The 25,576-nt window shown below is 69.6% G+C and carries 22 protein-coding genes and 1 tRNA gene; 13 read left to right on the top strand and 10 right to left on the bottom strand.

Annotation, left to right across the window (positions count from 1 at the left end; genetic code table 11):
- The first annotated feature begins 33 nt into the window (after positions 1–33).
- Positions 34–2,649: a helix-turn-helix transcriptional regulator gene (locus ACKOB8_RS13195; protein ID WP_526377942.1), complete on the top strand. Its 2,616-nt coding sequence runs from the start codon at positions 34–36 to the stop codon at positions 2,647–2,649.
- A 145-nt stretch (positions 2,650–2,794) separates the two neighbouring features.
- Complete coding sequence (locus tag ACKOB8_RS13190; RefSeq protein WP_526377939.1) at positions 2,795–3,127, top strand: helix-turn-helix transcriptional regulator; 333 nt, start codon at positions 2,795–2,797, stop codon at positions 3,125–3,127.
- A gap of 7 nt (positions 3,128–3,134) precedes the next feature.
- Here ACKOB8_RS13190 and purU read toward each other — a convergent pair whose 3' ends face one another.
- The 5 genes from purU to ACKOB8_RS13165 form a co-directional block, all read right to left on the bottom strand.
- Positions 3,135–4,040, bottom strand: a complete 906-nt coding sequence (gene purU, locus ACKOB8_RS13185; protein ID WP_526377937.1) for a formyltetrahydrofolate deformylase — start codon at positions 4,038–4,040, stop codon at positions 3,135–3,137.
- A gap of 83 nt (positions 4,041–4,123) precedes the next feature.
- Positions 4,124–4,195: transfer RNA gene (locus ACKOB8_RS13180), tRNA-Val, on the bottom strand.
- Positions 4,196–4,214: 19 nt separating this feature from the next.
- On the bottom strand, positions 4,215–4,679 hold the full coding sequence (locus ACKOB8_RS13175) for a peroxiredoxin (protein WP_526377935.1): 465 nt from the start codon (positions 4,677–4,679) through the stop codon (positions 4,215–4,217).
- On the bottom strand, positions 4,676–5,107 hold the full coding sequence (locus tag ACKOB8_RS13170; RefSeq protein WP_526377933.1) for a DUF3052 family protein: 432 nt from the start codon (positions 5,105–5,107) through the stop codon (positions 4,676–4,678). Before ACKOB8_RS13170 ends, ACKOB8_RS13175 begins: the two co-directional genes overlap by 4 nt.
- A 74-nt stretch (positions 5,108–5,181) precedes the next feature.
- Entirely contained in the window at positions 5,182–5,748 is a 567-nt protein-coding gene (locus tag ACKOB8_RS13165; protein WP_526377972.1) for an Rv2240c family protein, read from the bottom strand.
- Between the two features lie 155 nt (positions 5,749–5,903).
- On the opposite strand from ACKOB8_RS13165, the gene aceE reads away from it, so the two are divergent.
- A complete protein-coding gene (aceE, locus tag ACKOB8_RS13160; RefSeq protein WP_526377931.1) occupies positions 5,904–8,693 on the top strand; it encodes a pyruvate dehydrogenase (acetyl-transferring), homodimeric type in 2,790 nt (929 codons plus the stop codon).
- Here aceE and ACKOB8_RS13155 read toward each other — a convergent pair.
- Positions 8,673–10,028, bottom strand: coding sequence for an HNH endonuclease signature motif containing protein (locus tag ACKOB8_RS13155; protein ID WP_526377929.1), 1,356 nt, complete (start codon positions 10,026–10,028; stop codon positions 8,673–8,675). The two genes, aceE and ACKOB8_RS13155, sit on opposite strands and share 21 nt — an antisense overlap.
- A 94-nt stretch (positions 10,029–10,122) precedes the next feature.
- On the opposite strand from ACKOB8_RS13155, the gene ACKOB8_RS13150 reads away from it, so the two are divergent.
- The 6 genes from ACKOB8_RS13150 to ACKOB8_RS13125 all read left to right on the top strand — a co-directional run bounded on the left by ACKOB8_RS13150 (position 10,123) and on the right by ACKOB8_RS13125 (position 16,877).
- Positions 10,123–11,460 (top strand): PucR family transcriptional regulator, encoded by a 1,338-nt coding sequence (locus ACKOB8_RS13150; protein WP_526377927.1) that lies wholly within the window; start codon positions 10,123–10,125, stop codon positions 11,458–11,460.
- A gap of 79 nt (positions 11,461–11,539) precedes the next feature.
- On the top strand, positions 11,540–12,457 hold the full coding sequence (locus ACKOB8_RS13145) for an ACP S-malonyltransferase (RefSeq protein WP_526377925.1): 918 nt from the start codon (positions 11,540–11,542) through the stop codon (positions 12,455–12,457).
- 106 nt (positions 12,458–12,563) lie between these two features.
- On the top strand, positions 12,564–12,866 hold the full coding sequence (gene acpM / locus ACKOB8_RS13140; protein ID WP_526248589.1) for a meromycolate extension acyl carrier protein AcpM: 303 nt from the start codon (positions 12,564–12,566) through the stop codon (positions 12,864–12,866).
- Entirely contained in the window at positions 12,863–14,113 is a 1,251-nt protein-coding gene (kasA, locus tag ACKOB8_RS13135) for a 3-oxoacyl-ACP synthase KasA (protein WP_526377923.1), read from the top strand. The genes acpM and kasA overlap by 4 nt, the downstream gene beginning before the upstream one ends.
- A 57-nt stretch (positions 14,114–14,170) precedes the next feature.
- On the top strand, positions 14,171–15,424 hold the full coding sequence (kasB, locus tag ACKOB8_RS13130) for a 3-oxoacyl-ACP synthase KasB (protein ID WP_526377921.1): 1,254 nt from the start codon (positions 14,171–14,173) through the stop codon (positions 15,422–15,424).
- Between the two features lie 19 nt (positions 15,425–15,443).
- Positions 15,444–16,877, top strand: a complete 1,434-nt coding sequence (locus ACKOB8_RS13125; protein ID WP_526377919.1) for an acyl-CoA carboxylase subunit beta — start codon at positions 15,444–15,446, stop codon at positions 16,875–16,877.
- A gap of 22 nt (positions 16,878–16,899) precedes the next feature.
- Here the strand turns inward: ACKOB8_RS13125 and ACKOB8_RS13120 are convergent, their stop codons facing one another.
- Positions 16,900–18,453 carry a glycerol-3-phosphate dehydrogenase/oxidase gene (locus ACKOB8_RS13120; RefSeq protein ID WP_526377917.1) on the bottom strand — a complete coding sequence of 518 codons (1,554 nt, stop codon included), beginning with the start codon at positions 18,451–18,453 and terminating at the stop codon, positions 16,900–16,902.
- Positions 18,454–18,578: 125 nt separating this feature from the next.
- Between ACKOB8_RS13120 and ACKOB8_RS13115 the strand changes: the two genes are divergently transcribed.
- On the top strand, positions 18,579–20,156 hold the full coding sequence (locus ACKOB8_RS13115) for an FAD-binding oxidoreductase (RefSeq protein WP_526377970.1): 1,578 nt from the start codon (positions 18,579–18,581) through the stop codon (positions 20,154–20,156).
- Entirely contained in the window at positions 20,153–21,076 is a 924-nt protein-coding gene (locus ACKOB8_RS13110; RefSeq protein ID WP_526377915.1) for a diacylglycerol kinase, read from the top strand. The genes ACKOB8_RS13115 and ACKOB8_RS13110 overlap by 4 nt, the downstream gene beginning before the upstream one ends.
- On the opposite strand, the gene ACKOB8_RS13105 is transcribed toward ACKOB8_RS13110, so the two are convergent.
- The 3 genes from ACKOB8_RS13105 to ACKOB8_RS13095 all read right to left on the bottom strand — a co-directional run bounded on the left by ACKOB8_RS13105 (position 21,048) and on the right by ACKOB8_RS13095 (position 23,810).
- The gene (locus ACKOB8_RS13105; protein ID WP_526377913.1) at positions 21,048–22,304 is read right to left on the bottom strand and encodes a DUF192 domain-containing protein; all 1,257 of its coding nucleotides are present in this window, start codon (positions 22,302–22,304) and stop codon (positions 21,048–21,050) included. The genes ACKOB8_RS13110 and ACKOB8_RS13105 overlap by 29 nt on opposite strands.
- 64 nt (positions 22,305–22,368) lie before the next feature.
- Positions 22,369–22,881: a DUF3145 family protein gene (locus ACKOB8_RS13100; RefSeq protein ID WP_526377911.1), complete on the bottom strand. Its 513-nt coding sequence runs from the start codon at positions 22,879–22,881 to the stop codon at positions 22,369–22,371.
- Between the two features lie 104 nt (positions 22,882–22,985).
- Positions 22,986–23,810, bottom strand: coding sequence for a serine hydrolase domain-containing protein (locus ACKOB8_RS13095; protein ID WP_526377909.1), 825 nt, complete (start codon positions 23,808–23,810; stop codon positions 22,986–22,988).
- Between the two features lie 33 nt (positions 23,811–23,843).
- Between ACKOB8_RS13095 and ACKOB8_RS13090 the strand changes: the two genes are divergently transcribed.
- Together ACKOB8_RS13090 and ACKOB8_RS13085 are read left to right on the top strand one after the other, a co-directional pair.
- Positions 23,844–24,929, top strand: coding sequence for an S-(hydroxymethyl)mycothiol dehydrogenase (locus tag ACKOB8_RS13090; RefSeq protein ID WP_526377907.1), 1,086 nt, complete (start codon positions 23,844–23,846; stop codon positions 24,927–24,929).
- Positions 24,929–25,564, top strand: coding sequence for an MBL fold metallo-hydrolase (locus ACKOB8_RS13085; RefSeq protein WP_526377905.1), 636 nt, complete (start codon positions 24,929–24,931; stop codon positions 25,562–25,564). Before ACKOB8_RS13090 ends, ACKOB8_RS13085 begins: the two co-directional genes overlap by 1 nt.
- Positions 25,565–25,576 lie beyond the last annotated feature (12 nt).

The following is a 25,576-nucleotide window of genomic DNA, read 5'->3' as shown; positions in this document are numbered from 1 at the left end:
TCCTGCCCGCCGGACAGCCCCTAAAATTTCCCCGTGGGGGACTGGCCACTGATAGGTCGCACCGAGGAGATGAAGGTCGTCGCCGAGGCCCTGGCCGACGGCGGGACCTCCGGCTCCGACGGTGCCGGAATCGTGATCGCCGGTCGCGCCGGCGTCGGCAAGACCCGACTGGCCCGCGAGGCGGTCGAGGCGGCGGAGAGTCGCGGCTGGCTCGTCCGCTCCGTGTCGGGAACCGCGGCCGCGCAGGGGGTCCCGCTGGGCGCGTTCGCGCAGTGGATGGACACGATCGACGCCAACCCGGTCAATGTGGTGGCGGCGGGGATCGCCGCCCTCACCGCCGCGCCCGACCACACCCCGGTGCTGATCTCCGTCGACGACGCCCATCTGCTCGACGAGCTCTCCGCGTTCGTGCTGCACCAACTGGTGCGGCGGCGCGCGGCGGTGGTGGTGGCCACGATTCGCTCCGGCCAGCCCGCGCCCGAGACGGTCACCGCGCTGTGGAAGGACGGCCATCTGCGTCGCCTTGACCTTCAGCCGCTGTCGCGACCCCAGAGCGACACGCTTCTCGACGCCGCGCTCGACGGTGCGCTGGGCTCGGATTCCGCCGCCCGCATGTGGGATCTCACCCGCGGCAACGTGCTTTTCCTGCGCGCGCTGGTCCGCCAGGAACTGCAGTCGGGCCGGCTCGCCGAAGTGGACGGCTCCTGGCGCTGGACGGGCGAGATGGATGCCTCCCCCACCCTGGTGGATCTGGTCGACCTCTACATCGGAGCGGCTCCCGAACCCGTGCTGGAGGTTCTCGACCTGGTGGTCGCCGCCGAGCCTCTCGAGTTCGCCCACCTTCGCGCCCTCGCCGATGCCGACGCCATCGAAGAGGCGGAGCGCCGCGAGTTGATCTCGGTGTCGGACACCTCAGCCGACGGTGTGGTGCGCGTCGCCCATCCGCTCTACGGCGAGGCCCGCCGCGCCCACACCGGTCCGGTGCGGGCCGCCCGGCTGCACGGTCGCGTCGCGTCGGCGATGAACCCCGCCGCGAGCACCGGCGGCCGCCCGCCCGACCCGGTCAGGCTCGCCCTGCTGTGGGCGGACTCGGATCTGCCGGGTGATGCCGGGGTGTTCCTGCCGGGCGCGCAAACGGCGTTCCTGCGCCTTGACCTACCCCTGACCCATCGGCTTGCCGAGGCGGCCGTGGCCGCCGGCGCGGGTGCGGAGGCCGAAGTCCTGCTCGGGATCTCACTGGCCCGGCTCGGCAGGGCCGACGCGGCCGAGCAGGTGATCGACTCGATCGCGACCGACCCCGCGCTGGGCTGGCTGACCGCGACGATTCGGGCGGCGAACATGCTGTTCACCCGCCGCCAGCCGGAGGCGTCCTGGGCGATTCTCGAGGACGCCCTGGCGACCGCCCCGGCCGCGGAGCGCCCGTCGCTGCTGGCCTTCCGAGTGGTGCAGCTGGCGTTCGCCGCTCGACCGGCCGAGGCCGCAGCTCTGGCCGAGACGATCGACCACGACCAGGTGACGGCGTTTCCGGCGACGGTCCTGACCAGCGGGACGACCCTGGCAGCGGGCGATCTGGGCCGCCTGGAGGCGGCCACCACCGCCGCCGCGGAGGGCACCCGGCTGGCGGCCGCTTCGCCGCATGCCGCGTTCCAGGCCGTCGGCCTGAACCTGCTCTACGCGGACGCACTGGTCATGGCCGGCCGCATCGCCGACGCGCTCGCCCTGGCCGGCCACGTCAACGAGCAGTGGGCCGACATCCCCCGGATTCCGACCACCGTCGCCACCGCGATCGACGGAATCGCCGCGCTGGCACACGGCGATGTGCGCGTGGCCCGGGATCGGCTGCGGACGGCGATCGCCGAGAACGAGTTCCGCCAGGACACCAGCGGTCTGGCCTACATGTTGTGGGTGCCCTACACCGAGGCGCTGGCCCGTGGCGGTCAGACCGAGGACGCGGTGGCGGCGCTGGAAACCACGCAGCACAACAGCCACCCCTCCTACCCGTTCCTGGAATCCGCCCGGCTGCGCGCGGCCGCCTGGGTCGCGGCGTCCCGCGGCCGCACGTCCGAGGCTCTCGCGCTGGCCCGGGAGGCCGCGGAGTTCGCCCGCGCCCACGGACAGCACGCGCGCGAGGTGATTTGCCTGCAGACCGCCCTGCAGTTCGGCGACACCCACAGCGCCGACCGGCTGGGCGAACTGGCCGACATCGTCGAGGGGCCGCGCGCCGAACTGGTGGCCCGCTGGGCTGCCCAGCTGGGCGCCCACGACGGCGACGCTCTGCTGGGCATTTCGGCCGAGCTGGAGGAGCTCGGTGACCGGATCGCGGCCGCCGACGCGTCGGCCCAGGCGGCGCTGGCCTTCGAGCGCGACGGCCGCCGGGGGGCGCGGCTGACCGCCTGCGGGCGGGCGACCCGGCTGATCGACGACTGCGCGGCGACGACCCCGGCAACTCAGACGGTTGCCACGCCCCTACCGTTGAGCAGCAGGGAACGTGAGATCGCTGTCCTCGTCAGCGAAGGTATGTCCAACAAACAGATCGCCGATGCCCTCACCATGTCGGTGCGCACCGTCGAGGGCCACATCTACCGCGCCTGCAACAAACTGGGCACCGCCAACCGAACCGAACTGGGCCGCCTGGTCGCGCAGTTCTGAGCGGCGGAAATCGAGTAGTGGACTACGCAGTGCCACAGCCCGGCCCGCTGCCACGCTGAGCATCATGCGCACCGTGTTGTCGGAACCCGTCGCTACCGTTGCCGACGGGGAGGAATCAACGATGACCGAAAATTCGGATGGCCAAGTGGGAGCACGACCGGCGGTCCCGGAGGCCTGGCCGGAATATCTCCGGCGGATCAGCGGAGGCCAGACCCAGGCGCAAATCGCCGCGCGGATCGGGATCGGGCGGCTCTCGGTGTGCAACTGGCTGCACGGCAAGACCCACCCGAAGGCCGAGACCGTGATCGCGGTGGCCCGGGTCTACGGGCGCCCACCGGTGGAGGCGCTGCTGGCGGCGTCCTACCTGCAGGCCGACGAGATCGACCAGCCCGTCGAGGTCCGGGCGTCACTTCGCGAGGTCGCCGACTCCGATCTTGCGACCGAGGTGCGCCGCCGGCTCACCGAAACGCCGGGGTGAGTCGGGCTCAGAAAACGACGGTCTGATTGCCGTCGCGGATGATCCGGTCCTCGCAGTGCCACTGCACCGCGCGGGACAGCACCGCGCGTTCGACGTCGGCACCCAGGCGGACCAGGTCCTCGACGCTGTGCCGGTGGTCGACGCGCACCACGTCCTGCTCGATGATCGGACCCTCGTCGAGGTCCGCGGTGACGTAGTGGGCGGTCGCGCCGACGAGTTTGACCCCCCGCTCCTTGGCGCGGCGGTAGGGCGCCGCCCCGATGAAGGCGGGCAGGAACGAGTGGTGGATGTTGATCAGCGGACAGCCCACCTCGCCGAGGAACGTCGGCGTCAGGATCTGCATGTAGCGGGCGAGCACCACCAGGTCGACATTGCCGCGCAACAGATCGAGCTGGCGCTGCTCGGCCTGCTCGCGGATGTCCTTGGTGGCCGGGATGTGGATGAACGGCACACCGAAGGGGCGGACCTGATCGGCCAGATCGGCGTGGTTGGCGATCACCATCACCACCGACATGTCCAGTTCGCCGCGCCGGTTGCGCCACAGCAGATCCAGCAGGCAGTGGTCCTCGATCGAGGCCATCAGGGCGACCCGCTTGGGTTTGGCCGCCTCGGTCAGCCGGAAGTCGATGCCGAACGGCTCGGCCACCCGCGTGGTGAACTCGCGTTCCAGATCGGCCCGGGCGGCCGCCAGCCCCGGCAGGTGAAAGATCGTGCGCTGCATGAAGACCCCACCGGTCTGCTGGGTGGAGTGCTGGTCGAGCGAAACGATGTTGGCCCCGGCATCGGCGAGGAACGAGGTGATCGCCGCGACCAGCCCGGGCCGGTCGGCACAGCGCAACAGCAGCCGCCCGATGTCCTTGACCGGCAGGGCGGCGTGCCCGCGGGGGTACTCGCCCTCAGCTGGCCCGGGCATCACACAGTCCTTATCCGGTCTGTCGGTGGGTGTTGCGGGTCGACTCTAGCAAACACCGGGGCACGCGCCGTCCCGCACTTCGGTGGGCGCGGAGGGTATCGAACCCCCGACCGCTGGTGTGTAAAACCAGAGCTCTACCACTGAGCTACACGCCCGTCGCCCGCGCAGGTTACCTCAGGACTTCAGGGCGGCCAGCGCCTCGGTCCACAGCTGCTGATCGCGCGGTTCGCCGGGTCCCTTGCACTCGGCGAACCGGATCACCCCGGAGCGGTCGATGACGAAGGTGCCGCGGTTGGCGAAGCCGGCGTCGGGGTTGAACACCCCGTAGGCCTGCGCGACCGCACCGTGCGGCCAGAAGTCGGCCAGCACCGGGAAGGTGAACCCGCTCTGGGTCGCCCAGATCTTGTGGGTGGGCGACGGCCCGACCGACACGGCCAGGGTCGCGGTGTCGCCGTTGTCGAAGTCGGGCAGGTTATCGCGCACCTGGTCGAGCTCACCCTGACAGATGCCGGTGAAGGCCAGCGGGAAGAACACCAGCAGGACGTTCTTCTTGCCGCGGAAGTCGCTGAGGGTCACCGGCTGGCCGTTTTGGTCTTTGAGCGTGAAGTCGGGCGCCGCACTGCCGACCGCAGCGGTCATGACCGCCTCCCGGCCGCTTTGGATTTCGGCTGCACCAGCCGGCTCGCGCTCCAGTCACCCAGATTCGCCGACGACGTCTGCATCAGACCGGCCGTCGGTGCGGACTCGGCGATCTCGGCGGGCAGCACATGGCCCGGCTTGCCCGTCTTGGGCGTCAGCACCCAGATGAACCCGTCCTCGGCCAGTGGGGCGATCGCGTCCATCAACCGGTCCACCAGATCGCCGTCCCCATCGCGCCACCACAGCAGCACCACGTCGATGACGTCGTCGGCGTCCTCGTCGAGCAGTTCACCGCCGCATACCTCCTCGACGTCGGCCCGGATGTCGTCGTCGGTGTCGTCGTCCCAGCCCAGTTCCTGCACGATCTGGTCCCTCTGGATACCCAGCCGCTGGGCGTAGTTGCGCCCACCCTCACCCGCGGCGACCACAGTCGTCGGCCTCCCTTCCTTCTCGTGGGCCTATCGTCGCACGAATCGGCCGGTCTTTCTCCGCGCGGTGCCAGCTATCGGTACGTCGCGTCGCATAGCCGCAAAGCTTCCGACCTGGCGTCGTTCAGATCGCTGATGATGCTGTTGAACTCCGACGGCGGCGCCTCGTTGACGATCGCGTCGGCTGTCGCGTAGGCGCCGTTGACCCAGCCGAACAGCGCGTCCTTGAGTTCCTCCGGGACGACGTCGCTGACGTCGCTCTCGACGGCTCCGGCGCTGTTGTTCAGCGCGTCGACGGCGGGCCCCTCGGTGGAGGCCACGTCGCCGCCCTCGTCGTTGAACGCGGAGACGTAGGCGTTCACGGCGTCGATCGCCTCGGCGCTGGTGGCCGACAAAGTGTCGCAGGCCGACAGCACCGCCTGGGCGGTCAGCGAGGCCTGGCGCTCGGACTCCCGCGCGCTCGAGCTCGCCGCCGCCTGGGACGACGAAACCGACATCGAGCTGCGGTAGGCGGGACCCTCTCCGGCCCTGACGGTCGCGTCGCCGCCCGTGACGCTGGTGCACCCCAGCACACCCATCGCCACCGCGGCAGAGCCGCCGACGAGCAGTCCGCCGACGCGCGCCCTCGACGCCCTTGCCATCAGCACAGACGCAGACGTTACCCGGTGGGGCCCGGGTTTTGCTCGGCGCATGAATTTCACCCAGCGCTCTTCGGCACTCTCCGTCCTGACCGGCCCGAGTGCGGCACGATAGGAGCCGACCCGCAATTCCTGCCCCAGCCGCGAGGAGCCCGAAGGTGACGACCCAGTTCGCCAGCCAAGACCGGACCCAAGGCTCAGGCGGCCCCCACGAATCCGACCGGGTGCGCGTCATCCGTGAGGGCGTCGCCTCCTACCTGCCGGATATCGATCCCGAAGAGACCGCCGAGTGGCTGCAGTCTTTCGACGACCTGCTGTCCCGCTCCGGCCCGGCCCGGGCCCGGTATCTGATGCTGCGGATGCTGGAACGGGCCGGCGAGCAGCGGGTGGCGATACCGGCGTTGACCTCGACCGACTACGTCAACACCATTCCGACCGAGCTGGAGCCGTGGTTCCCCGGCGACGAGGAGGTCGAACGCCGCTACCGGCGCTGGATCCGGTGGAACGCCGCCATCATGGTGCACCGCGCACAGCGTCCCGGCGTCGGCGTCGGCGGGCACATCTCCACCTACGCCTCGTCGGCCTCCCTCTACGAGGTGGGCTTCAATCACTTCTTCCGCGGCAAGTCCCACCCCGGCGGGGGCGACCAGGTGTTCTTCCAGGGGCACGCCTCGCCGGGGATTTACGCCCGGGCCTTCCTGGAGGGCCGGCTCAGCGCCGACCAGCTCGACGGCTTCCGCCAGGAGCACAGTCATCCCGGCGGGGGCCTGCCGTCCTATCCGCATCCGCGGCTGATGCCGCACTTCTGGGAGTTCCCGACGGTGTCGATGGGGCTGGGCCCGATGAACGCCATCTATCAGGCGCGGTTCAATCACTACCTGCACGACCGGGGCATCAAGGACACCTCCGACCAGCACGTGTGGGCGTTCCTCGGCGACGGCGAGATGGACGAGCCGGAGAGCCGCGGGCTGGCCCACGTGGCGGCGCTGGAGGGGCTGGACAACCTCACCTTCGTGGTCAACTGCAACCTGCAGCGCCTCGACGGGCCGGTGCGCGGCAACGGCAAGATCATCCAGGAGCTGGAGTCGTTCTTCCGGGGAGCCGGCTGGAACGTGATCAAGGTCGTCTGGGGTCGAGAATGGGACGCCCTGCTGCACGCCGACAAAGACGGCGCGCTGGTGAACCTGATGAACTCCACCCCCGACGGCGACTTCCAGACCTACAAGGCCAACGACGGCGCCTACGTCCGGGAGCACTTCTTCGGCCGGGATCCGCGCACCAAGGCGCTCGTGCAGAACATGAGCGACAGCCAGATCTGGAACCTCAAGCGAGGAGGCCACGACTACCGCAAGGTCTACGCCGCCTTCCGCGCCGCCATGGAGCACAAGGGCCAACCGACGGTGATCCTGGCCAAGACCATCAAGGGCTACACCCTCGGATCGCACTTCCAGGGCCGCAACGCCACCCACCAGATGAAGAAGCTTGCACTGCAGGATCTCAAGGACTTCCGCGAAGAGATGCGGATCCCGATCAGCGACGCCGAACTGGAGAGCAACCCCTACCTGCCGCCGTACTACCATCCCGGCCCCGAGGCGCCGGAGATCCGCTACCTGCTCGACCGGCGCACCGCGCTGGGCGGGTTCGTCCCGGCCCGCCGCACCACGTCGCGGCCGTTGACACTGCCACCGCGTGAGGTCTACCAGGCCCTCAAGCAGGGTTCGGGTCAGCAGGAGGTCGCCACGACGATGGCGTGCGTGCGGGTGTTCAAGGAGCTGTTGCGCGACAAGAACATCGGTTCGCGCATCGTGCCGATCATCCCCGACGAAGCGCGCACCTTCGGGATGGACTCCTGGTTTCCGACGCTGAAGATCTACAACCGCAACGGACAGCTCTACACGGCAGTGGATGCACAGCTGATGCTGGCCTACAAGGAAAGCGAGACCGGCCAGATCCTCCACGAAGGCATCAACGAGGCGGGCTCGGCGGCCTGCTTCACCGCCGTCGGCTCGTCCTACGCGACGCACGACGAGCCGATGATCCCGCTCTACATCTTCTACTCGATGTTCGGTTTCCAGCGCACCGGCGACAGCTTCTGGGCGGCCGCCGACCAGATGGCGCGCGGGTTCGTGCTGGGCGCGACCGCGGGGCGCACCACCCTGACCGGGGAGGGCCTCCAGCACGCCGACGGTCACTCGCTGCTGCTGGCGTCGACCAATCCCGCCGTGGTGACCTACGACCCCGCGTTCGCCTACGAGATCGCCTACATCGTGGAGAGCGGCCTGAACCGGATGTTCGGTGCGGATCCCGAGAACGTCTTCTTCTACGTGACGATCTACAACGAGCCCTATCCCCAACCGCCGGAGCCGGAGAATCTCGATGTCGAGAGCCTGCTTCGCGGTCTCTACCGCTACCGGGCCGCCAGCGCCAAGCGCAGCAACACCGCCCAGATTCTGGCCTCCGGGGTGGCGATGCCCGAAGCGCTCCGCGCCGCCGACCTGTTGTCCGAGCACTGGGACGTTGCCGCCGACGTGTGGTCGGTGACCAGCTGGGGCGAGCTGCGCCGCGACGGCCTGGCCGCCGACCGCCAGGCCCTGCGCCACCCGGATCGTCCGGCACCGGTGCCCTACGTGACCCAAACCCTCGCCAAGGCGGCCGGCCCGACGGTGGCGGTGTCGGACTGGATGCGTTCGGTCCCCGAGCAGATCCGGCCGTGGGTGCCGGGCAGCTACGTGACGCTGGGCACCGACGGGTTCGGCTTCTCCGACACACGGCCCGCCGCCCGGCGCTACTTCAACACCGACGCCGAATCGGTGGCGGTGGCCGTCCTCGAGGCGTTGGCCCGGGACGGCGAGATCGACCCCGCGGTGCCGGTCGCCGCGGCCAGGGAGTACCGGATCGACGATGTGATGGCCGCCCCGGAGCAGACCTCAGACCCCGGGGTCGCGTAGCACGGCTCGGTCGGCGCGGTGGTAACTGTTGACGCCGCCGATCAGCGGCAGACCCGGCGGCGGTAGCCATGCGGTGGTGCCGTCCTGGTGTTTTCGGGTCAGCCAGCCGCCGTGGGTGATGAAGCGGTTGTGCGGCCCGCAGGCGAGGGCGAGGTCATCGATGTCGGTGACTCCCCCGTCGGCCCAGTCACGCTCGGCGTGGTGAACCTGACACCCGTAGCCGGGCACCGTGCACCCCGGGAACGTGCATCCGCGGTCCCGCTCGTGCAACACGATGCGCTGGTCGGCACTGGCGATGCGCTTGGTCCGGCCCAGCCACAGCGAACGGCCCGACACCCCGTCGAACACGGTCAGGTAGTGATAGCTGTGGCTGGCCATCCGCACCAGGTCGGACATCGGCAGCAGGGTCCCGCCGGCGGTGGTCGCCACCCCGCTCACGGCCTGCAGGTCGCGCAGATCCGCCGAGACGATCACCGTCACGGGCAGGCCCCGATGGCGACCGAGTTTCGGGTTCCCCAGCAGACTGCGCGCCAGTGCGGAGAGCGCATCATGCTGGCGCTGGAGGACGCTGCGGCAGTCGGCGTCGATGCGGGCCTGGCTGGGCTCACCATCGACCAGCGGAGTCTGGTCGGCCGGGTTGCAGCGTCCGGGAGCGGCGAACTTGGCGAACAACGCGTCAAGCTCGGCGCGCAGCGCCGGGGTGGCGCACAGCCGGCCGACGCTCATCCCGTCGGATCGCTGAGGCCCCCAGGAGAACCCGCGGCGCAGTGCCCGGTCCGCGTCGCTGAACACGCCGTCCGGGTTGAGGACCAGGGCCAGCCGCTCGGCCAGCTTGGCCAGCTGGTCGGGGCGCAGTTGCTGGGCCTGCTCGGCCAGGAACGCCTCGGCCTTCTCCCGTTCGCACACCGCGGTGACCATGGGCAGCTCGGCCAGGAAGCGCTGAATGACCCGGACGTGCTCGACGTCACGCTCCCCACCGCGCCATGCCGCCGCGGTGGCGGGCTGACGCGGCGGCAACGGCTCACCCGTCAGCGCCCGACGCGCGGCCAGGGGCTCAGCCTGGTTCAGCCGCCGGCGAGCCTCGGCCGGGGTGATGCGCAACCAATCCGCGAGCACTTTGTGCGCCGCGCCGCCGACCTCGGCGACCGGCCGGCGCTGGACTTCCAGGGCGACGTCCGCGCGCCACACGCTCTGGCGCCGGACCAGCCGCTCCATCCGCCCGGCAAGCCGGACCAGGTCGCCGGCGGGCAGCCCGGCGAGGTCGACCTCAAACAACGCATCGAGTGCGGCGTCGATCTCGCCGAGCAGCGCCGGCGCGGTATCAGTCGAAAACATGTTCGAATAATATCGCCGCGGTCCGACAGGAAACCGTCGCAGCAGGCCGTCACCCGTTGTGAGCCGGCGCCAAAAAGAGGCGTACTTTTTAGCTGTGAGCGACAAGCCGCGACCCGAACCGACGCGCACCAGCCTGCAGTTGCTCGACGACGTCCCCGAGGCGACCCTTCGCCGGATCAAGCAGTACTCCGGCCGGCTGGCCACCGAAGCCGTGCATGTCATGGCCGACCGGCTGCCGTTCTTCCCCGGTCTCGAGGCGTCCCAGCGGGCCAGCGTGCAACTGGTCGTGCAAGCCGCGGTGGTCAACTTCGTCGAGTGGATGCGCGACCCGTCCAGTCAGGTCGGCTACACCGCGCAGGCCTTCGAACTGGTCCCCCAGGATCTGACCCGCAAGATCGCGCTGGCCCAGACCGTCGACATGGTCCGGGTGACGATGGAGTTCTTCGAGGAAGTGGTTCCGCTGCTCGCGCGGACCGACGAGCAGCTGACCGCACTGACCGTGGGCATCCTGCGCTACAGCCGCGACCTGGCCTTCGCCGCCGCGACCGCCTATGCCGACGCGGCCGAGGCCCGCGGTTCCTGGGACAGCCGGATGGAGGCCAGCGTGGTCGACGCCGTCGTGCGCGGCGACACCGGACCGGAGCTGCTCTCCCGCGCTGCCGCGCTGAACTGGGACACCACCGCGCAGACCACCGTCGTGGTGGGTACCCCGCCGCCCGGCCGCGAGGAACTCGCCGGAGAGGACGTGCGCGCCATCGCGGCCCGCCACGACCGAGCAGCGCTGGCCGACGTCCACGGCACCTGGCTGATCGCCATCATCTCGGGTCCGCTGGCGCCCACCGAACGGTTCTTCAACGACCTCCTCGGCGCCTTCGCCGGCGACCCGGTCGTGATCGGGCCGACGGCGCCCATGCTGACCGCGGCCCACCTCAGCGCCGCCGAGGCGCTCGCCGGAATGAACGCCGTCGCGGGCTGGAGTGGCGCGCCGCGGCCGGTCCCGGCCCGGGAACTGCTGCCGGAACGCGCCCTGCTGGGTGACGTCACGGCGGTGGCCGCCCTGTACAACGAGATCACCCGGCCACTCATGGACGCAGGACCCGCGCTTTCGGAAACGCTCGACGCCTATTTGGACAGCGGCGGTGCCATCGAAGCGTGCGCCCGCAAACTGTTCGTTCATCCAAATACGGTCCGCTACCGACTCAAGCGAATCGCCGACTTCACGGGTCGGGATCCGACCGTCCCCCGCGACGCGTACGTCCTGCGGGTCGCCACCACGGTCGGACGCCTCGGTTACCCCGCCCCAACCCAGAGCACGCCAAACGTTGCCCTTGGGCCGGTTTCCCCACCCCTGGTGGGCGACGGGCGCCCGGCCGCGCCGGAGAGCAAATCGCAGAACAATATCGGAGATGTCGCTTCCCGAGCGCTTTTGTAGGTTTCCCACAAAAACATAAGACAAGGTTCATAATCTCGTACACCTCTTCAATTGGCGTTCACAATGTTTTCTTAGAGACGTGCTTGCCATCCTCGCGCCCGGACAGGGTTCGCAGACCCCCGGGATGCTGGATGCCTGGCTGGAGTTGCCCGGCGCCGCCGACCAGATCGCCCGGTGGTCGACGATCAGCGGTCTGGATCTGGCCCGCCTGGGGACCACCGCCACCGCCGAGGAGATCACCGACACCGCCGTCACCCAGCCACTGGTCGTCGCGACGACCCTGCTGGCCCATGCCGAACTCGTCCGACGCGCCCTTCCGGCCGTCGCCGACACCGGGAATCTCGTCGTGGCCGGTCACTCGGTCGGCGAGATCGCGGCCTATGCCATCGCCGGCGTGATCTCCCCCGACGACGCCGTCACACTCGCTGCGGTTCGCGGCGCCGAGATGGCCAAGGCCTGCGCCCTGGAACCGACCGGAATGTCAGCCGTCCTCGGCGGCGAGGAAGCCGACGTTCTGGCCCGGCTCGAAACCCTCGAGCTGATCGCCGCCAACCGCAACGCCGCGGGACAGATCGTGGCAGCCGGATCGCTCGCCGCGCTGGAGAAGCTCGCCGAGGACCCGCCGGAGAAGGCACGGGTGCGCCAGCTCGCCACCGCCGGGGCCTTCCACACCCACTACATGTCGTCGGCGCTGGACGGCTACGCCGCAGCCGCCGCGGCAGTCGACACCGCCGAGCCCACGATCACGCTGCTGTCCAACGCCGACGGAAAGCCGGTGACCTCGGCGGCAGACGCGATGGCCAAACTGATCGCGCAGCTGACCCGCCCGGTCCGCTGGGACCTGTGCACCGAAACGACGCGCGGACTCGGCACCACGGCGGTTCTCGAGTTCCCGCCGGCGGGTGCGCTGAGCGGCATAGCCAAGCGCGAGCTTCGGGGGATTGCGATCCACGCCATCAAGACCCCCGCGGATTTCGACGCGGTCAGCACAACTTAATACGCATCACAAGGTTTACGGCAACACCACAGACGCATCGCAAAACACAGCGACGTGAAACACCGAAGAAGTGCACAAGCACTCCTGATTACGGAAGGAACCACCCGTGCCCGCTAGTGAAGCAGAAATCATCGCCGGCCTCGCCGAGATCATCGAGGAGGTCACCGGTATCGAGCCTTCCGAGGTGACCCCCGAGAAGTCTTTCGTCGACGATCTGGATATCGACTCGCTGTCGATGGTGGAGATCGCGGTGCAGACCGAGGACAAGTACGGCGTGAAGATTCCCGACGAGGATCTGGCCGGCCTGCGCACCGTCGGTGACGTGGTCGCCTACATCCAGAAGCTCGAGGAGGAGAACCCCGAGGCCGCAGCCGCTCTGCGCGAGAAGTTTGCTTCGGAGAACAAGTGACCAGGCCTTCCACTGCTAACGGGGGTTTCCCCAGCGTCGTGGTGACCGCCGTCGAGGCGACCACAGCACTCGGGGCCGACATCGACAGCACGTGGAAGGCCCTGCTGGCCGGTGAAAGCGGCATCCGGGTACTCGAGGACGATTTCGTCACCAAGTGGGACCTGCCGGTGAAGATCGGCGGACACCTCGTCGACCCGATCGACGACCACATGGATCGGCTGGCGATGCGCCGGATGTCCTACGTCCAGCGGATGTCGAAGTATCTCGGCAGACGCATGTGGGATGCCGCCGGTGCGCCCGAGGTCGACCCGGACCGCTTCACGGTCGTGATCGGCACCGGCCTGGGCGGCGGTGAGAAGATCGTCGAGACCTACGACCTGATGAACGAGGGCGGCCCCCGCAAGGTGTCGCCGCTGGCCGTCCAGATGATCATGCCCAACGGCGCGGCGGCGGTCGTCGGTCTCGACCTCGGTGCCCGGGCCGGGGTGATCACCCCGGTCTCGGCATGTTCGTCGGGTTCGGAGGCGATCGCGCACGCCTGGCGTCAGATCGTGATGGGCGACGCCGACATCGCGGTGTGCGGCGGGGTCGAAGGCATGATCGAGGCGCTGCCGATCGCGGCCTTCTCGATGATGCGCGCCATGTCGACCCGCAACGACGATCCGGCAACGGCCTCGCGGCCGTTCGACAAGGACCGGGACGGGTTCGTCTTCGGCGAAGCCGGTGCGCTGATGATCATCGAGACCGAGGAGCACGCCAAGGCTCGCGGAGCCACGCCACTGGCACGGCTGATGGGGGCCGGGATCACCTCGGACGCCTTCCACATGGTTGCGCCCGCCGCCGACGGCGTACGCGCCGGGCGGGCCATGACGCGGGCGATGGAACAGGCGGGGCTGTCCGCCAAGGACATCAACCACGTCAACGCCCACGCCACGGCTACTCCCATCGGCGACACGGCGGAAGCCAACGCCATCCGGGTCGCCGGCGTCGAACACGCGGCGGTCTACGCGCCGAAGTCGGCGCTGGGGCACTCGATCGGTGCGGTCGGGGCGCTGGAGTCGATCCTGACGGTGTTGTCGTTGCGCGACGGGGTCATCCCGCCGACGCTGAACTACCAGACACCGGACCCGGAAATCGACCTCGACGTCGTGGCCGGCGAGGCCCGGTACGGCGATTACCAGTACGCGATCAACAACTCCTTCGGCTTCGGCGGCCACAACGTGGCGCTGACCTTCGGGCGCTACTGAGACCGCTACTGAGACCGCTACTGAGACCGCTACCGAGAAAGGTCATTACCAGCACCAATGGCAGCGCTGACAACGGGCAACGGTCTTCCCGACGTGGTCGTCACCGGCGTGGCGATGACGACGTCGCTGGCGATTGACGCCGAGAACACCTGGAAAAAGCTGCTCGACGGTCAGAGCGGGATCCGAAAGCTCGAGGACCCGTTCGTCGAGGAGTACGACCTGCCGGTCCGCATCGGCGGTCACCTGCTGGAGGACTTCGAGTCCGACCTCGATCGGGTCGAGAAGCGCCGACTGTCCTATCTGCAGAAGATGTCGACGGTCGTCGGCCGTCGGGTGTGGCAGAACGCCGGCTCGCCGGAGGTCGACACTCGCCGCCTGATGGTCTCGATCGGCACCGGGATGGGCTCCTCGGAGGAACTGGTCTTCGCCTACGACGGGATGCGCGCCAAGGGACTGCGCGCCGTTTCGCCGCTGGTCGTCCAGATGTACATGCCCAACGGCCCCGCCGCGGTGGTCGGGCTCGACCTGAAGGCCAAGGCCGGCGTCTGCACTCCGGTCTCCGCGTGCGCGTCGGGCTCGGAGGCGATCGCCCTGGCGTGGCGCCAGATTGCTTACGGCGAGGCTGACATCGCTGTCTGCGGTGGCGTCGAGACCAAGATCGAGGCGGTGCCGATCGCCGGCTTCGCCCAGATGCGCATCGTGCTGTCCAACACCAATGACGATCCCGCCGGGGCCTGCCGGCCGTTCGACCGGGACCGCAACGGCTTCGTGTTCGGTGAGGGCGCGGCACTGATGGTCATCGAGACCGAGGAGCATGCCAAGGCCCGCGGCGCCAACATCCTGGCGCGCATCATGGGAGCGTCGGTCACCTCCGACGGCCACCACCTGGTGGCCCCTGACCCCAACGGCGAGCAGGCCGGCCAGGCGATCACCCGCGCCGTCCAACTGGCCGGACTCGCACCGACCGACATCGACCACATCAACGCCCACGCGACGGGCACCCAGGTCGGTGATGTCGCGGAGGGCAAGGCGATCAACAACGCGATGGGTGCACACCGCCCCGCGGTCTACGCGCCCAAGTCTGCGCTGGGGCACTCGGTGGGCGCGGTCGGCGCAGTGGAGTCGATCCTGACCGTGATGGCGCTACGCGAGGGAGTCATCCCACCGACCCTGAACCTGCGCAACCTGGACCCCGAGATCGACCTCGACGTCGTCGCCGGGGAGCCGCGCACAGGCAACTTCGAGTACGCAGTCAACAACTCATTCGGGTTCGGCGGACACAACGTCGCGATCGCTTTCGGAAAATACTGACGGACGCAAGGAGATTCAGATGACGATCATGGCCCCCACAGCGGTGGGCGAATCGCTTGATCCTCGCGATCCGCTGCGCCGTCTGCGCGCCTTCTTCGACGACGACAGCGTCGAGCTCCTGCACGAGCGGGACCGCTCCGGGGTCCTCGCCGCCGCCGGTACCGTCAACGGTCTTCGCACGGTCGCTTTCTGCACCGACGGCACGGTGATGGGCGGCGCGATGGGCATCGAGGGCTGCGGTCACATCGTCGACGCCTATGACACCGCCATCGCAGAGCAGAGCCCCATCGTGGGCATCTGGCATTCCGGCGGGGCCCGACTCGCCGAGGGGGTTCGCGCGCTGCACGGGGTGGGTCTGGTGTTCGAGGCGATGATCCGTGCCTCGGGACACATCCCCCAGATCTCGGTGGTCGTCGGATTCGCCGCCGGCGGCGCCGCCTACGGTCCGGCTCTGACCGACGTGATCGTCATGGCCCCCGAGAGCAGGGTCTTCGTGACCGGACCCGACGTCGTGCGCAGCGTCACCGGTGAAGACGTCGACATGGCAAGTCTCGGCGGTCCGGACACCCATCACAAGAAGTCCGGGGTCTGCCACATCGTCGCCGACGACGAACCCGACGCCTACGCCCGTGGCCGGCGACTGGTCGGACTGTTCTGCCAGCAGGGTCATTTCGACCGCGGCAAGGCCGAAGCCGGCGACCTCGATCTGCACGCACTGCTGCCGGAGTCGTCGCGGCGGGCCTATGACGTCCATCCACTGGTCGACGCCCTGCTCGACGCGCAGAGTGACGGATCTTCCTCGTTCGAGGAGTTCCAGGCCAAGTGGGCGCCGTCGATGGTCGTCGGCCTGGGCCGGCTCTCGGGCAGGTCGGTCGGGGTGCTCGCCAACAACCCGCTGCGCCTCGGCGGCTGCCTCAACTCCGAGAGTGCGGAGAAGGCGGCGCGCTTCGTGCGGCTGTGCGACGCCTTCGGCATCCCGCTTGTGGTCATCGTCGACGTTCCCGGTTATCTGCCGGGTGTCGACCAGGAGTGGGGCGGGGTCGTCCGGCGCGGAGCGAAACTGCTGCACGCCTTCGGCGAGTCCACGGTCCCCCGCGTCACCCTGGTGACTCGCAAGATCTACGGCGGGGCCTACATCGCGATGAATTCCCGGTCACTGGGTGCGACAAAGGTTTTCGCGTGGCCGGATGCCGAAGTGGCGGTCATGGGAGCCAAGGCGGCGGTGGGCATTCTGCACAAGAAGAAACTGGCCGCCGCCGCCGAGCACGAGCGGGAGGCCTTGCACGAGGAGTTGGCGGCCGAGCACGAGCGTCTCGCGGGCGGAGTCGACAGCGCGATCGAGATCGGGGTGGTGGACGAGAAGATCGACCCGGCCCACACCCGCAGCAAGCTCACCGAGGCTCTCGCCGAGGCGCCCGCCCGCCGCGGCCGGCACAAGAACATCCCGCTCTGATCAGAGACTCACGAGAGCGGACTCAAGGAGCCCGGACCAGGAACTCCTCGGCGACATCCGCAGCCCGCTGCCGGTCGGCGTCGACCAAACCGATACGGGTGCGCCGGTCGAGGATGTCATCAGCGTCCAGCGCACCCTCGTGGGTGACCGCGAACTCGAATTCGGCCCGGGTGACGTCGATGCCCTCGGCCACCGGATCGGAGGGCCGCGCACACCGCGCCGCGGTGATCACGTCAGCCGACTCCGCCCCGTACCGCGCCACCAGTGACTGCCGAAGGCCGTCCCCACCTCGGCGGGCGCCGGCATCGGTCCACGCGCCCACCAGGGGCAGATTGCGGGTCCGGCAGGGTGCGGCGGTCAGGCCCCGGGCGGCGAGGGCGCGGTCGAGGACGTCCTCGGCCATGAAGCGGTACTCGGTCAGTTTGCCCCCGACGACACTGAACAGGCCCGAACCCGATTCGAGCACGGCGTGGTCGCGCGACAGATCGGCGGTGCGACCATCTTCGCCGGTGTCGATCAAAGGCCGTAACCCCGCGTAGGCGCCGGTGACATCGGCGGCGGTCAGCCCGACCTGCAGGGCGGTGTTCACCGTGTCGAGCAGGAAGGCGATCTCGGCCGGGGTCGGCTCCGGGACGTCGGGAATCGGGCCGGGCGCCTCCTCGTCGGTCAGCCCGAGATAGACGCGACCCAGCTGTTCGGGCATCGCGAAGACGAACCGGTTGAGCTCTCCCGGTATCGGGATGGTCAGCGCTGCGGTCGGGTTGCCGAACGACGCGGCATCGAAGACCAGATGGGTCCCCCGGCTGGGGCGCAGCGTGATCGACGTGTCGACCTCGCCCGCCCACACTCCGGTCGCGTTGATCACTGCCCGGGCGCTGACGCTCAGCGTCTCCCCGCTCAGCTCGTCGGTGAGCTCCACCGAGGTCCCGGTGGCCGACGTCGCCGAGACCCGGGTCAGGATCGTGGCCCCGTACCGGGCGGCCGTCCGGGCCACCGCCACCACAAGCCGGGCGTCGTCGATGAGCTGACCGTCATAGGCCAGCAGGGCTCCGTCCAGACCGTCGCGGCGAACCGAGGGAACCATCGCGGCGGCACGCCGGGCGTCGATGCGGCGCGACCGCGGCAGCACCGACGGCTTGGTCCCGGCCAGGGCACGAAGCGCATCGCCGGCTGCGAACCCGACGCGCACCAGAGCGCGCTGTCCGCGGCTCATCGCCGGCAGCAGCGGAACGAGCTGGGGCATGGCGTGCACCAGATGCGGAGCGGTGCGGGTCATCAGGATCCCGCGTTCCAGGGCGCTGCGCCGGGCAATGCCGACATTGCCGCTGGCCAGATACCGCAACCCGCCGTGGACGAGTTTGGAACTCCACCGGCTGGTGCCGAACGCCAGGTCATGCTTCTCGGCCAGCACCACCGACAGGCCACGGCTGGCGGCGTCCAGGGCGATTCCGGCTCCGGTGATCCCGCCGCCGATCACCACCAGGTCGGTCCGGCCGCCCTCGGCCAGCCTGGCCAGGTCCCGGCGGCGCCGGGCCGCGTTCAGTGCGGTCTCGGGGGCGGGGGTGGCTTCGCTCATGGGCTCACGTGTCCGTTGGAGGGGCGAGACGGTCTTCGATTGAATCACATGAGCGCGCCCCCTGGCCGGACGCGATACTTTGACGCATGGCCGATCACACCGCTCCCGACAGCCTGCTGCCACCGATGGCCTGGAACGCCTGGGGTGATCCCGGCCTGGCCAAGCCGCTCTCGGCGGGTATCCGTGCGCTGCTCGAACACGCGCTGGGGCTTCCCGGTGCGAGCGAGTCCCCACCGGCCATCGGGGATGTCCGGGTCACGCCCTCAGAGCTTTCCGATGAGCACCGCGAAGCACTGAGCAGGATCGTGGGGTCCGGGTTCCTGCGGACCGACGACCGCGACCGGTTGCTGCACGCCGGCGGCAAGTCCACCCCGGACCTGTTGCGCCGCCGCGAGATTCACCAGGAGGCGCCCGACGCCGTCCTGCTGCCGGGCAGCGAAGACGAGGTCGCCGCGGTGCTGGACTACTGCTCACGGCATGGCATCGCGGTCGTGCCCTTCGGGGGTGGCACCAGCGTGGTCGGCGGGCTGGACCCGATCCGCGACGGCTTCGCCGCGGTGGTGACCCTGGACCTGCGCCGCTTCGACGAACTGCATCGGCTCGATGAGATCTCCGGCGAGGCCGAACTCGGCGCGGGGGTCTCGGGGCCGGAGGCCGAACGGCTCCTCGGTGAGCGCGGCTTCTCCCTCGGGCACTTTCCGCAGAGTTTCCGTTTCGCCAGCATCGGCGGTTTCGCCGCCACTCGGTCATCGGGCCAGGACTCCGCGGGCTACGGGCGATTCAACGACATGGTCCGCGGACTGCGGGTCATCACGCCCGTCGGGATGATCGACCTCGGCCGCGCACCCGCCTCAGCCGCCGGACCCGACCTGCGCGAGCTGTTCGTCGGCTCCGAGGGCGTCTTCGGAGTCATCACCCGGGTGCGGGTCCGCGTGCACCCGGTGCCGCAGAGCGTGCGCTACGAAGCGTGGTCCTTCCCCGACTTCGAGACCGGGGCGGCCGCTCTGCGGGCAGTCACCCAGGCCGGTACCGGGCCGACCGTGCTCAGGCTGTCCGACGAGGCCGAGACCGGGGTGAACCTGGCCACCACCGACAGCATCGGCGAGCAGAGCATCACCGGTGGATGTCTGGCCATCACGGTCTTCGAGGGCTCCCCCGCACACACCGCCAGCCGGCAGTCCGAGACCAGCGCGATGCTGGCGTCCCACGGCGGCACCTCGCTGGGCGAGGGCCCGGCGCGGGCCTGGGAGCACGGTCGCTTCGACGCGCCCTACCTGCGTGACTCGCTGCTCTCCGCCGGAGTGCTGTGCGAGACCCTGGAAACCGCGACGAACTGGTCGAACATCGCCGCGCTCAAGACGGCGGTGACCGGGGCCCTGATCTCAGCGCTGACCGAGAGCGGCACCGCCGCCCTGGTGATGTGCCACATCTCCCATGTCTACCCGACCGGCGCCTCGCTGTACTTCACCGTCGTCGCCGGACAGCGCGGCGACGTGCGAGCGCAATGGCAGGCAGCCAAAACTGCGGCCTGCGAGGCCATCGTCGCCGCCGGCGGCACCATCACCCACCACCACGCGGTCGGGGCAGATCATCGTCCGTGGATGACCGCGGAGATCGGCGAGGTGGGCGTGCAGGTGCTGCGCGCAGTCAAGCAGGCCCTCGATCCGGCGGGAATCCTCAACCCGGGCAAATTGATTCCGTGAACCGGGTGACGGTTCTGACCAACCCGATGGCCGGCCACGGCAACGCTCCGCACGCCGCCGAGAAGGCCCTGGCGCGCTTCCAGGAGATCGGCATCGACGTCACCGCGATCGTCGGTCGCGACCCGGCTCACGCCCGCGAACTCGCCGGGCAGGCGGTGGCCGACGGCACCGACGCACTCGTCGTCGTCGGCGGCGACGGTGTGATCCGGCTGGCCCTGCAAGTCCTCGCGGGCAGGGACACTCCGCTGGGCATCGTTCCGGCCGGCACCGGCAACGACCACGCCCGCGAGTACGCGATCCCCACCGCCGATCCGGAGGCGGCCGTCGACCTCATCGCCGCAGGGCACACCAGGACCGTCGACCTCGGCCGCATCGAGGGATCCGACGGGACCGCCTCCTGGTTCGGCACCGTCGCGGCGACGGGTTTCGACTCGCTGGTCAGCGACCGGGTCAACCGCATGCGCTGGCCGCACGGGAGGATGCGCTACAACCTGGCGATCGTGGCCGAACTGTCCCGGTTGCGACTGCTGCCCTTCCGGCTGGTGTTCGACGGCGAACGCGAACTGGTCACCGACCTGACCCTGGCCGCGTTCGGCAACACCCGCAGCTACGGCGGCGGCATGCGGATCTGCCCCGACGCCGATCCCGCCGACGGTCTGCTTGATGTCACCATGGTGCACACCGCCTCGCGCGCCAAGCTGATCCGGCTGTTCCCCACCGTGTTCACCGGAACCCACGTCGCCCTCGACGAGGTCAGCACCGATCGGGCCCGGACCGTCACCGTGGACTCCCCGGGAATCAACGCCTACGCAGACGGCGACTACGTCTGCCCGCTGCCCGCCGAGATCTCAGCCGTCGCAGGCGCTCTGCGCATTCTCGCCGGGCAGCCGCTCAGACCGTCGCCGCCGCCTGCGAACTGAGGCCGACGCCGAAGGGTTCGATGGTGACTCGCACACCCGGTGCGAGGCCGAGTTCGCCGGCGCGCCCCGACCTCAGTTCGATCACGGCGTCCACGGGCTGAAACAGCGGGCCGTAGTACTGGCAGGGCTGAGACAGGCAGGGCTGCACTCCCGCATAGACGGTCTTGACCTCGCCTGCGAGCAGGAACACCATGTCCAGCGCCGACGGGGCCTGCCACATCCAGAACAGCGGGGTCTGGGCCTGGGCGTAGGTGAACAGCATGCCCCGGTCCGCGGCCAACGGCGGGCGCGCCATCAGCCCGCGCGCCTGCTGTTCGCGGGTGCTCGCCACCTCCAGTCCGATCACCTCGGAGCCGACCCGCAGTTGGGCGGTGATCGGCAGGTACTGCGGTTCGGGCAGTCGCAGGGCCGGACTGATCGCCACTTTGATCCGCACGGACGCCTGCCCGCCGTAGCCGTCACTGACGGTCGCGGTGAACGTGTCGAGTTTGTCGGCCGGCAGTCCGGTCTGGGCCGCGGCGTTGCGCGCGTCGGCTGTCGGGGTGTAGGAGAACACTCCGGAAAGAGCGTCCATCGTGATGGTGCCCTTGGCGGTGGCGGCAGGCGCGGAGAAGCTCAGTGGATCCTTGTCGGCGTCGGTGGCGCCGACCCTGCCGCTGACCACGCCGGTGACCGCGTCCGGGGTGCCGACGGTGTTCCTGGTGAATCGGGGAACCGTGTTGCGCGGAGTGATCGGCACGGTGACGTTTGCGCTGGCGTACGCCCCGCCGACATCGGTCACGGTCACCGTCACGGTGTCGCTGGTGGCCGAGGGACCCGCCCCCTCCTTGGCCGCGGCGTGCCGCGCGGCGGACGTGGGGGTGTAGGTGAACGCGCCCCCGGCGGTGATCGCGACCCGCCCCAGGCCGGACGCCGACGCGGAGTAGGCCAACCTGCCCCGCTCGGGGTCCGACGCGGTCACCGTGCCGTTCAGCGCTCCCGTCGACGCATTGGGGGCGCGGGCCGACACGGAGGAGATCACCGGCGGCTGATTGGCCGGGACCGCCGCGGCGACGCGGCGGGCGGCGGGCGCAGATCGCTGGGCCGTCGCCGCGTCGCGACTGGCGGCGGGCGGGTCGGGTGAGTCAGCCGGACTGGCCGAGGCCACCCCGGCGCCGAGCAACCAGAGCACGCCGAACCCGGCTGCCGCGGCTGCCCCACATCCCCCGACGCCCAGATAGGCACGCACCGTCGAACTCCCCTGTTTGCTGGACCCGTCGATCATTGCAGATCGGCGGGCGCGGGGAAACCGGCTAGCCCACGCCCCGGCTCAGCCAGCTGACCTCGCCGCTGTCACCGCCGTCGCGGAACGGCTCGAGGGCCTCGTCCCACGCCGTGCCCAGCGCGGTGTCGAGGCCTGCGGCCAGGGTGTCGACACCGGTGGCCATCAGGGCGCGCAGGCGCATCTCCCCGACCATCACGTCGCCGTTGGCGCTCATCGGGCCGCTCCACAGGCCCAGTTGCGGGGTATGGCAGAACCGCTGGCCGTCGACTCCGGAACTCGGGTCCTCGGTGACCTCGAAACGCAGCACGGTCCACGATCGCAACGCGCTGGCCAGTCGCCCGCCGGTGCCCACCGGGCCGACCCAGTTGGTCACCGCGCGCAACTGACCCGGCATGGCCGGCTGCGGGGTCCACTTCAGGTTTGCCCCTGCACCGAGGGTCGACGACAGGGCCCACTCGACGTGCGGGCATACCGCCGCAGGCGAGGCGTGGACGTACACCACGCCGGTCGTCGCGTCGGCGAACTGATTCGACGCAGGCATTCCTTGCTCCTTCGGTCCAGGGACGTCTTCCCCAACGACCTGGTAAAACCGAAGTTGCAGCTGTGCCGTGCGTTTCTATTGTGCCCCCTGATACCCCTGTTGCGCTAGTGCCCGGCGAAGTCTCTTAGAACTTCGTCAGAGATCGCCGGCCACAGCGAGGTGGCCCACTCGCCGAACTCCCGGTCGGTCAGCACGACCAGGCCCAGCTCACGGGCTGGATCGACCCACAGGAAGGTGCCGGACTGGCCGAAGTGGCCATAGGTGGCCGGCGAGTTTGCCAGACCCGTCCAGTGCGGGGACTTGGCAGCCCGGATCTCGAAGCCCAGGCCCCAGTCGTTGGGGCGTTGCATGCCGAAGCCCGGGAGCACCCCGGGCAGACCCGGGAACTGCACGCTGGTGGCCTCGGCGTGCATCTGCGCCGACACCGTTCGTGGCCGGAGCAGGTCGGTCACGAACGTCGCCAGGTCGGACACCGTCGAAACCGCGCCGTACCCGGCGGCGGCGGCATCGCCGTCGAGTCGGGACGCCGACATTCCCAGCGGCGTGAAGACCGCCTCGGTCAGATAGGAGCCGAACTCGATGCCGGACTGCGCCGCGATCACCTCGGCAAGCACCCGGAAGCCGTAGTTGGAGTAGACCCGCCGCGATCCGGGCTGAGCCAGTAGTTCGCCGGAGTTCATCGCGTATCCGGCGGTGTGCGCCAACAGATGCCGCACGGTGGAACCGGGCGGACCCGCCGGGGTGTCGAGTTCCACCACCTGCTCCTCGACGGCGATCTGGGCCGCACGTGCCGCCAGCGGCTTGGTCACCGATGCCAACGGGTAGCGCCCGCCGGTGTCGCCGCGCGCGGCGAGAATCCCCTCCGGACCGACCACCGCGGCCGACACGGCGGTCACCGGCCAGTCGGCAAGCAGGTCCAGAGCGGGCATCGTGGTCAACCTATCCCGGCTAGGGTCTGACCCATGAGTCAAACGGTGCGCGGGGTGATCTCCCGCAGTAGAGGCAAGCCGGTCGAACTGGTCGACGTCGTGATCCCCGACCCCGGCCCGGCGGAGGTGATCGTCGCGATCCAGGCCTGCGGCGTGTGCCATACCGACCTCACCTACCGCGAGGGCGGCATCAACGACGAGTTTCCGTTCCTGCTCGGCCACGAGGCGGCCGGGATCGTCGAGACCATCGGCGAGGGGGTCACCCGGGTGGTACCGGGTGATTTCGTGATCCTCAACTGGCGCGCGGTCTGTGGGCAATGCCGCGCGTGCCGGCGCGGCCGGCCGTGGTACTGCTTTGACACCTTCAACGCCGCGCAGAAGATGACCCTGGCCGACGGTACCGAGCTGACACCTGCGCTGGGAATCGGCGCCTTCGCCGACAAGACACTCGTGCACGAAGGTCAGTGCACCAAAGTCGATGCGCAGGCCGATCCGGCCGTCGCCGGACTGCTGGGCTGTGGGGTGATGGCCGGTCTTGGCGCAGCCGTCAACACCGGCGCCGTCAGCCGCGACGACTCGGTGACGGTGATCGGTTGCGGCGGGGTCGGCGACGCCGCCATCGCCGGCGCGAAACTCGTCGGCGCACGGCAGATCATCGCCGTCGACACCGACGACACCAAGCTGGCGTGGGCGCGTGAGTTCGGCGCCACCCACACCGTCAACGCCCGCGATCACGACGTCGTGGAGACGATCCAGGAATTGACCGGCGGATTCGGAACCGACGTCGTGATCGACGCCGTGGGCCGGCCGGAGACCTGGAAGCAGGCGTTCTACGGCCGCGACCTCGCCGGCACCGTCGTCCTGGTCGGAGTCCCGACGCCGGACATGACACTGGAGATGCCGTTGGTGGACTTCTTCTCCCGCGGTGGCTCGCTGAAGTCCTCCTGGTACGGCGACTGTCTGCCCGAGCGCGATTTCCCCACCTACATCGACCTCTACCGGCAGGGCCGGCTGCCGCTGGAGAAGTTCGTCTCCGAGCGCATCGGGCTGGACGGGGTCGAGGAGGCGTTCCACAGAATGCACTCCGGCGAGGTCCTGCGCTCGGTAGTGGTGTGGTGATGGCGGACCCTCGGCACGGCATCACCCGCGTGGTGACCCACGGCACCTTCGAGCTCGACGGCGGAAGCTGGGAGGTCGACAACAACATCTGGCTGGTCGGCGACGACTCGGAGGTCCTCGTCATCGACGCCGCACACGACGCGAAGGCGATCGAGGACGCGGTCGCCGGTCGCCATGTGGTCGCGGTGGTGTGCACGCACGGACACAACGACCACATCACCGTCGCGCCGCAGCTGGCGCAGGATCTCGACGCGCCGGTGTTGCTCAACCCGGCGGACACCATGCTGTGGGAGATGACGCACGGCGGGAAGACTTTCCGGTCCCTGCAGGACGGCCAGGTGCTCGAAGCCGGCGGAATCGAGCTGCGCGCCATCGCGACCCCGGGCCACTCCCCCGGATCAACCTGCCTCTACGCACCCCAACTGGGAGCGCTGTTCTCCGGGGACACGCTGTTCCACGGCGGCCCGGGCGCCACGGGCCGGTCGTTCTCCGACTTCCCGACGATCCTGGCGTCGATCAAAGACAAGCTCGGCGTTCTGCCGCCCGAGACCGAGGTCCACACCGGCCACGGCGACTCGACCACCATCGGCGCGGAGTTGGTGAATTACGACGAGTGGGTGGCCCGAGGGCACTAGCCCGCTCGGGGG

Origin of the sequence: Mycobacterium sp. (assembly GCF_046091765.1) — a bacterium.
In the GTDB taxonomy this organism is placed as follows: Bacteria; Actinomycetota; Actinomycetes; order Mycobacteriales; family Mycobacteriaceae; genus Mycobacterium.
Note: the sequence above shows the minus strand (reverse complement) of the source record. Positions and strands in the feature narration are given on the sequence as shown.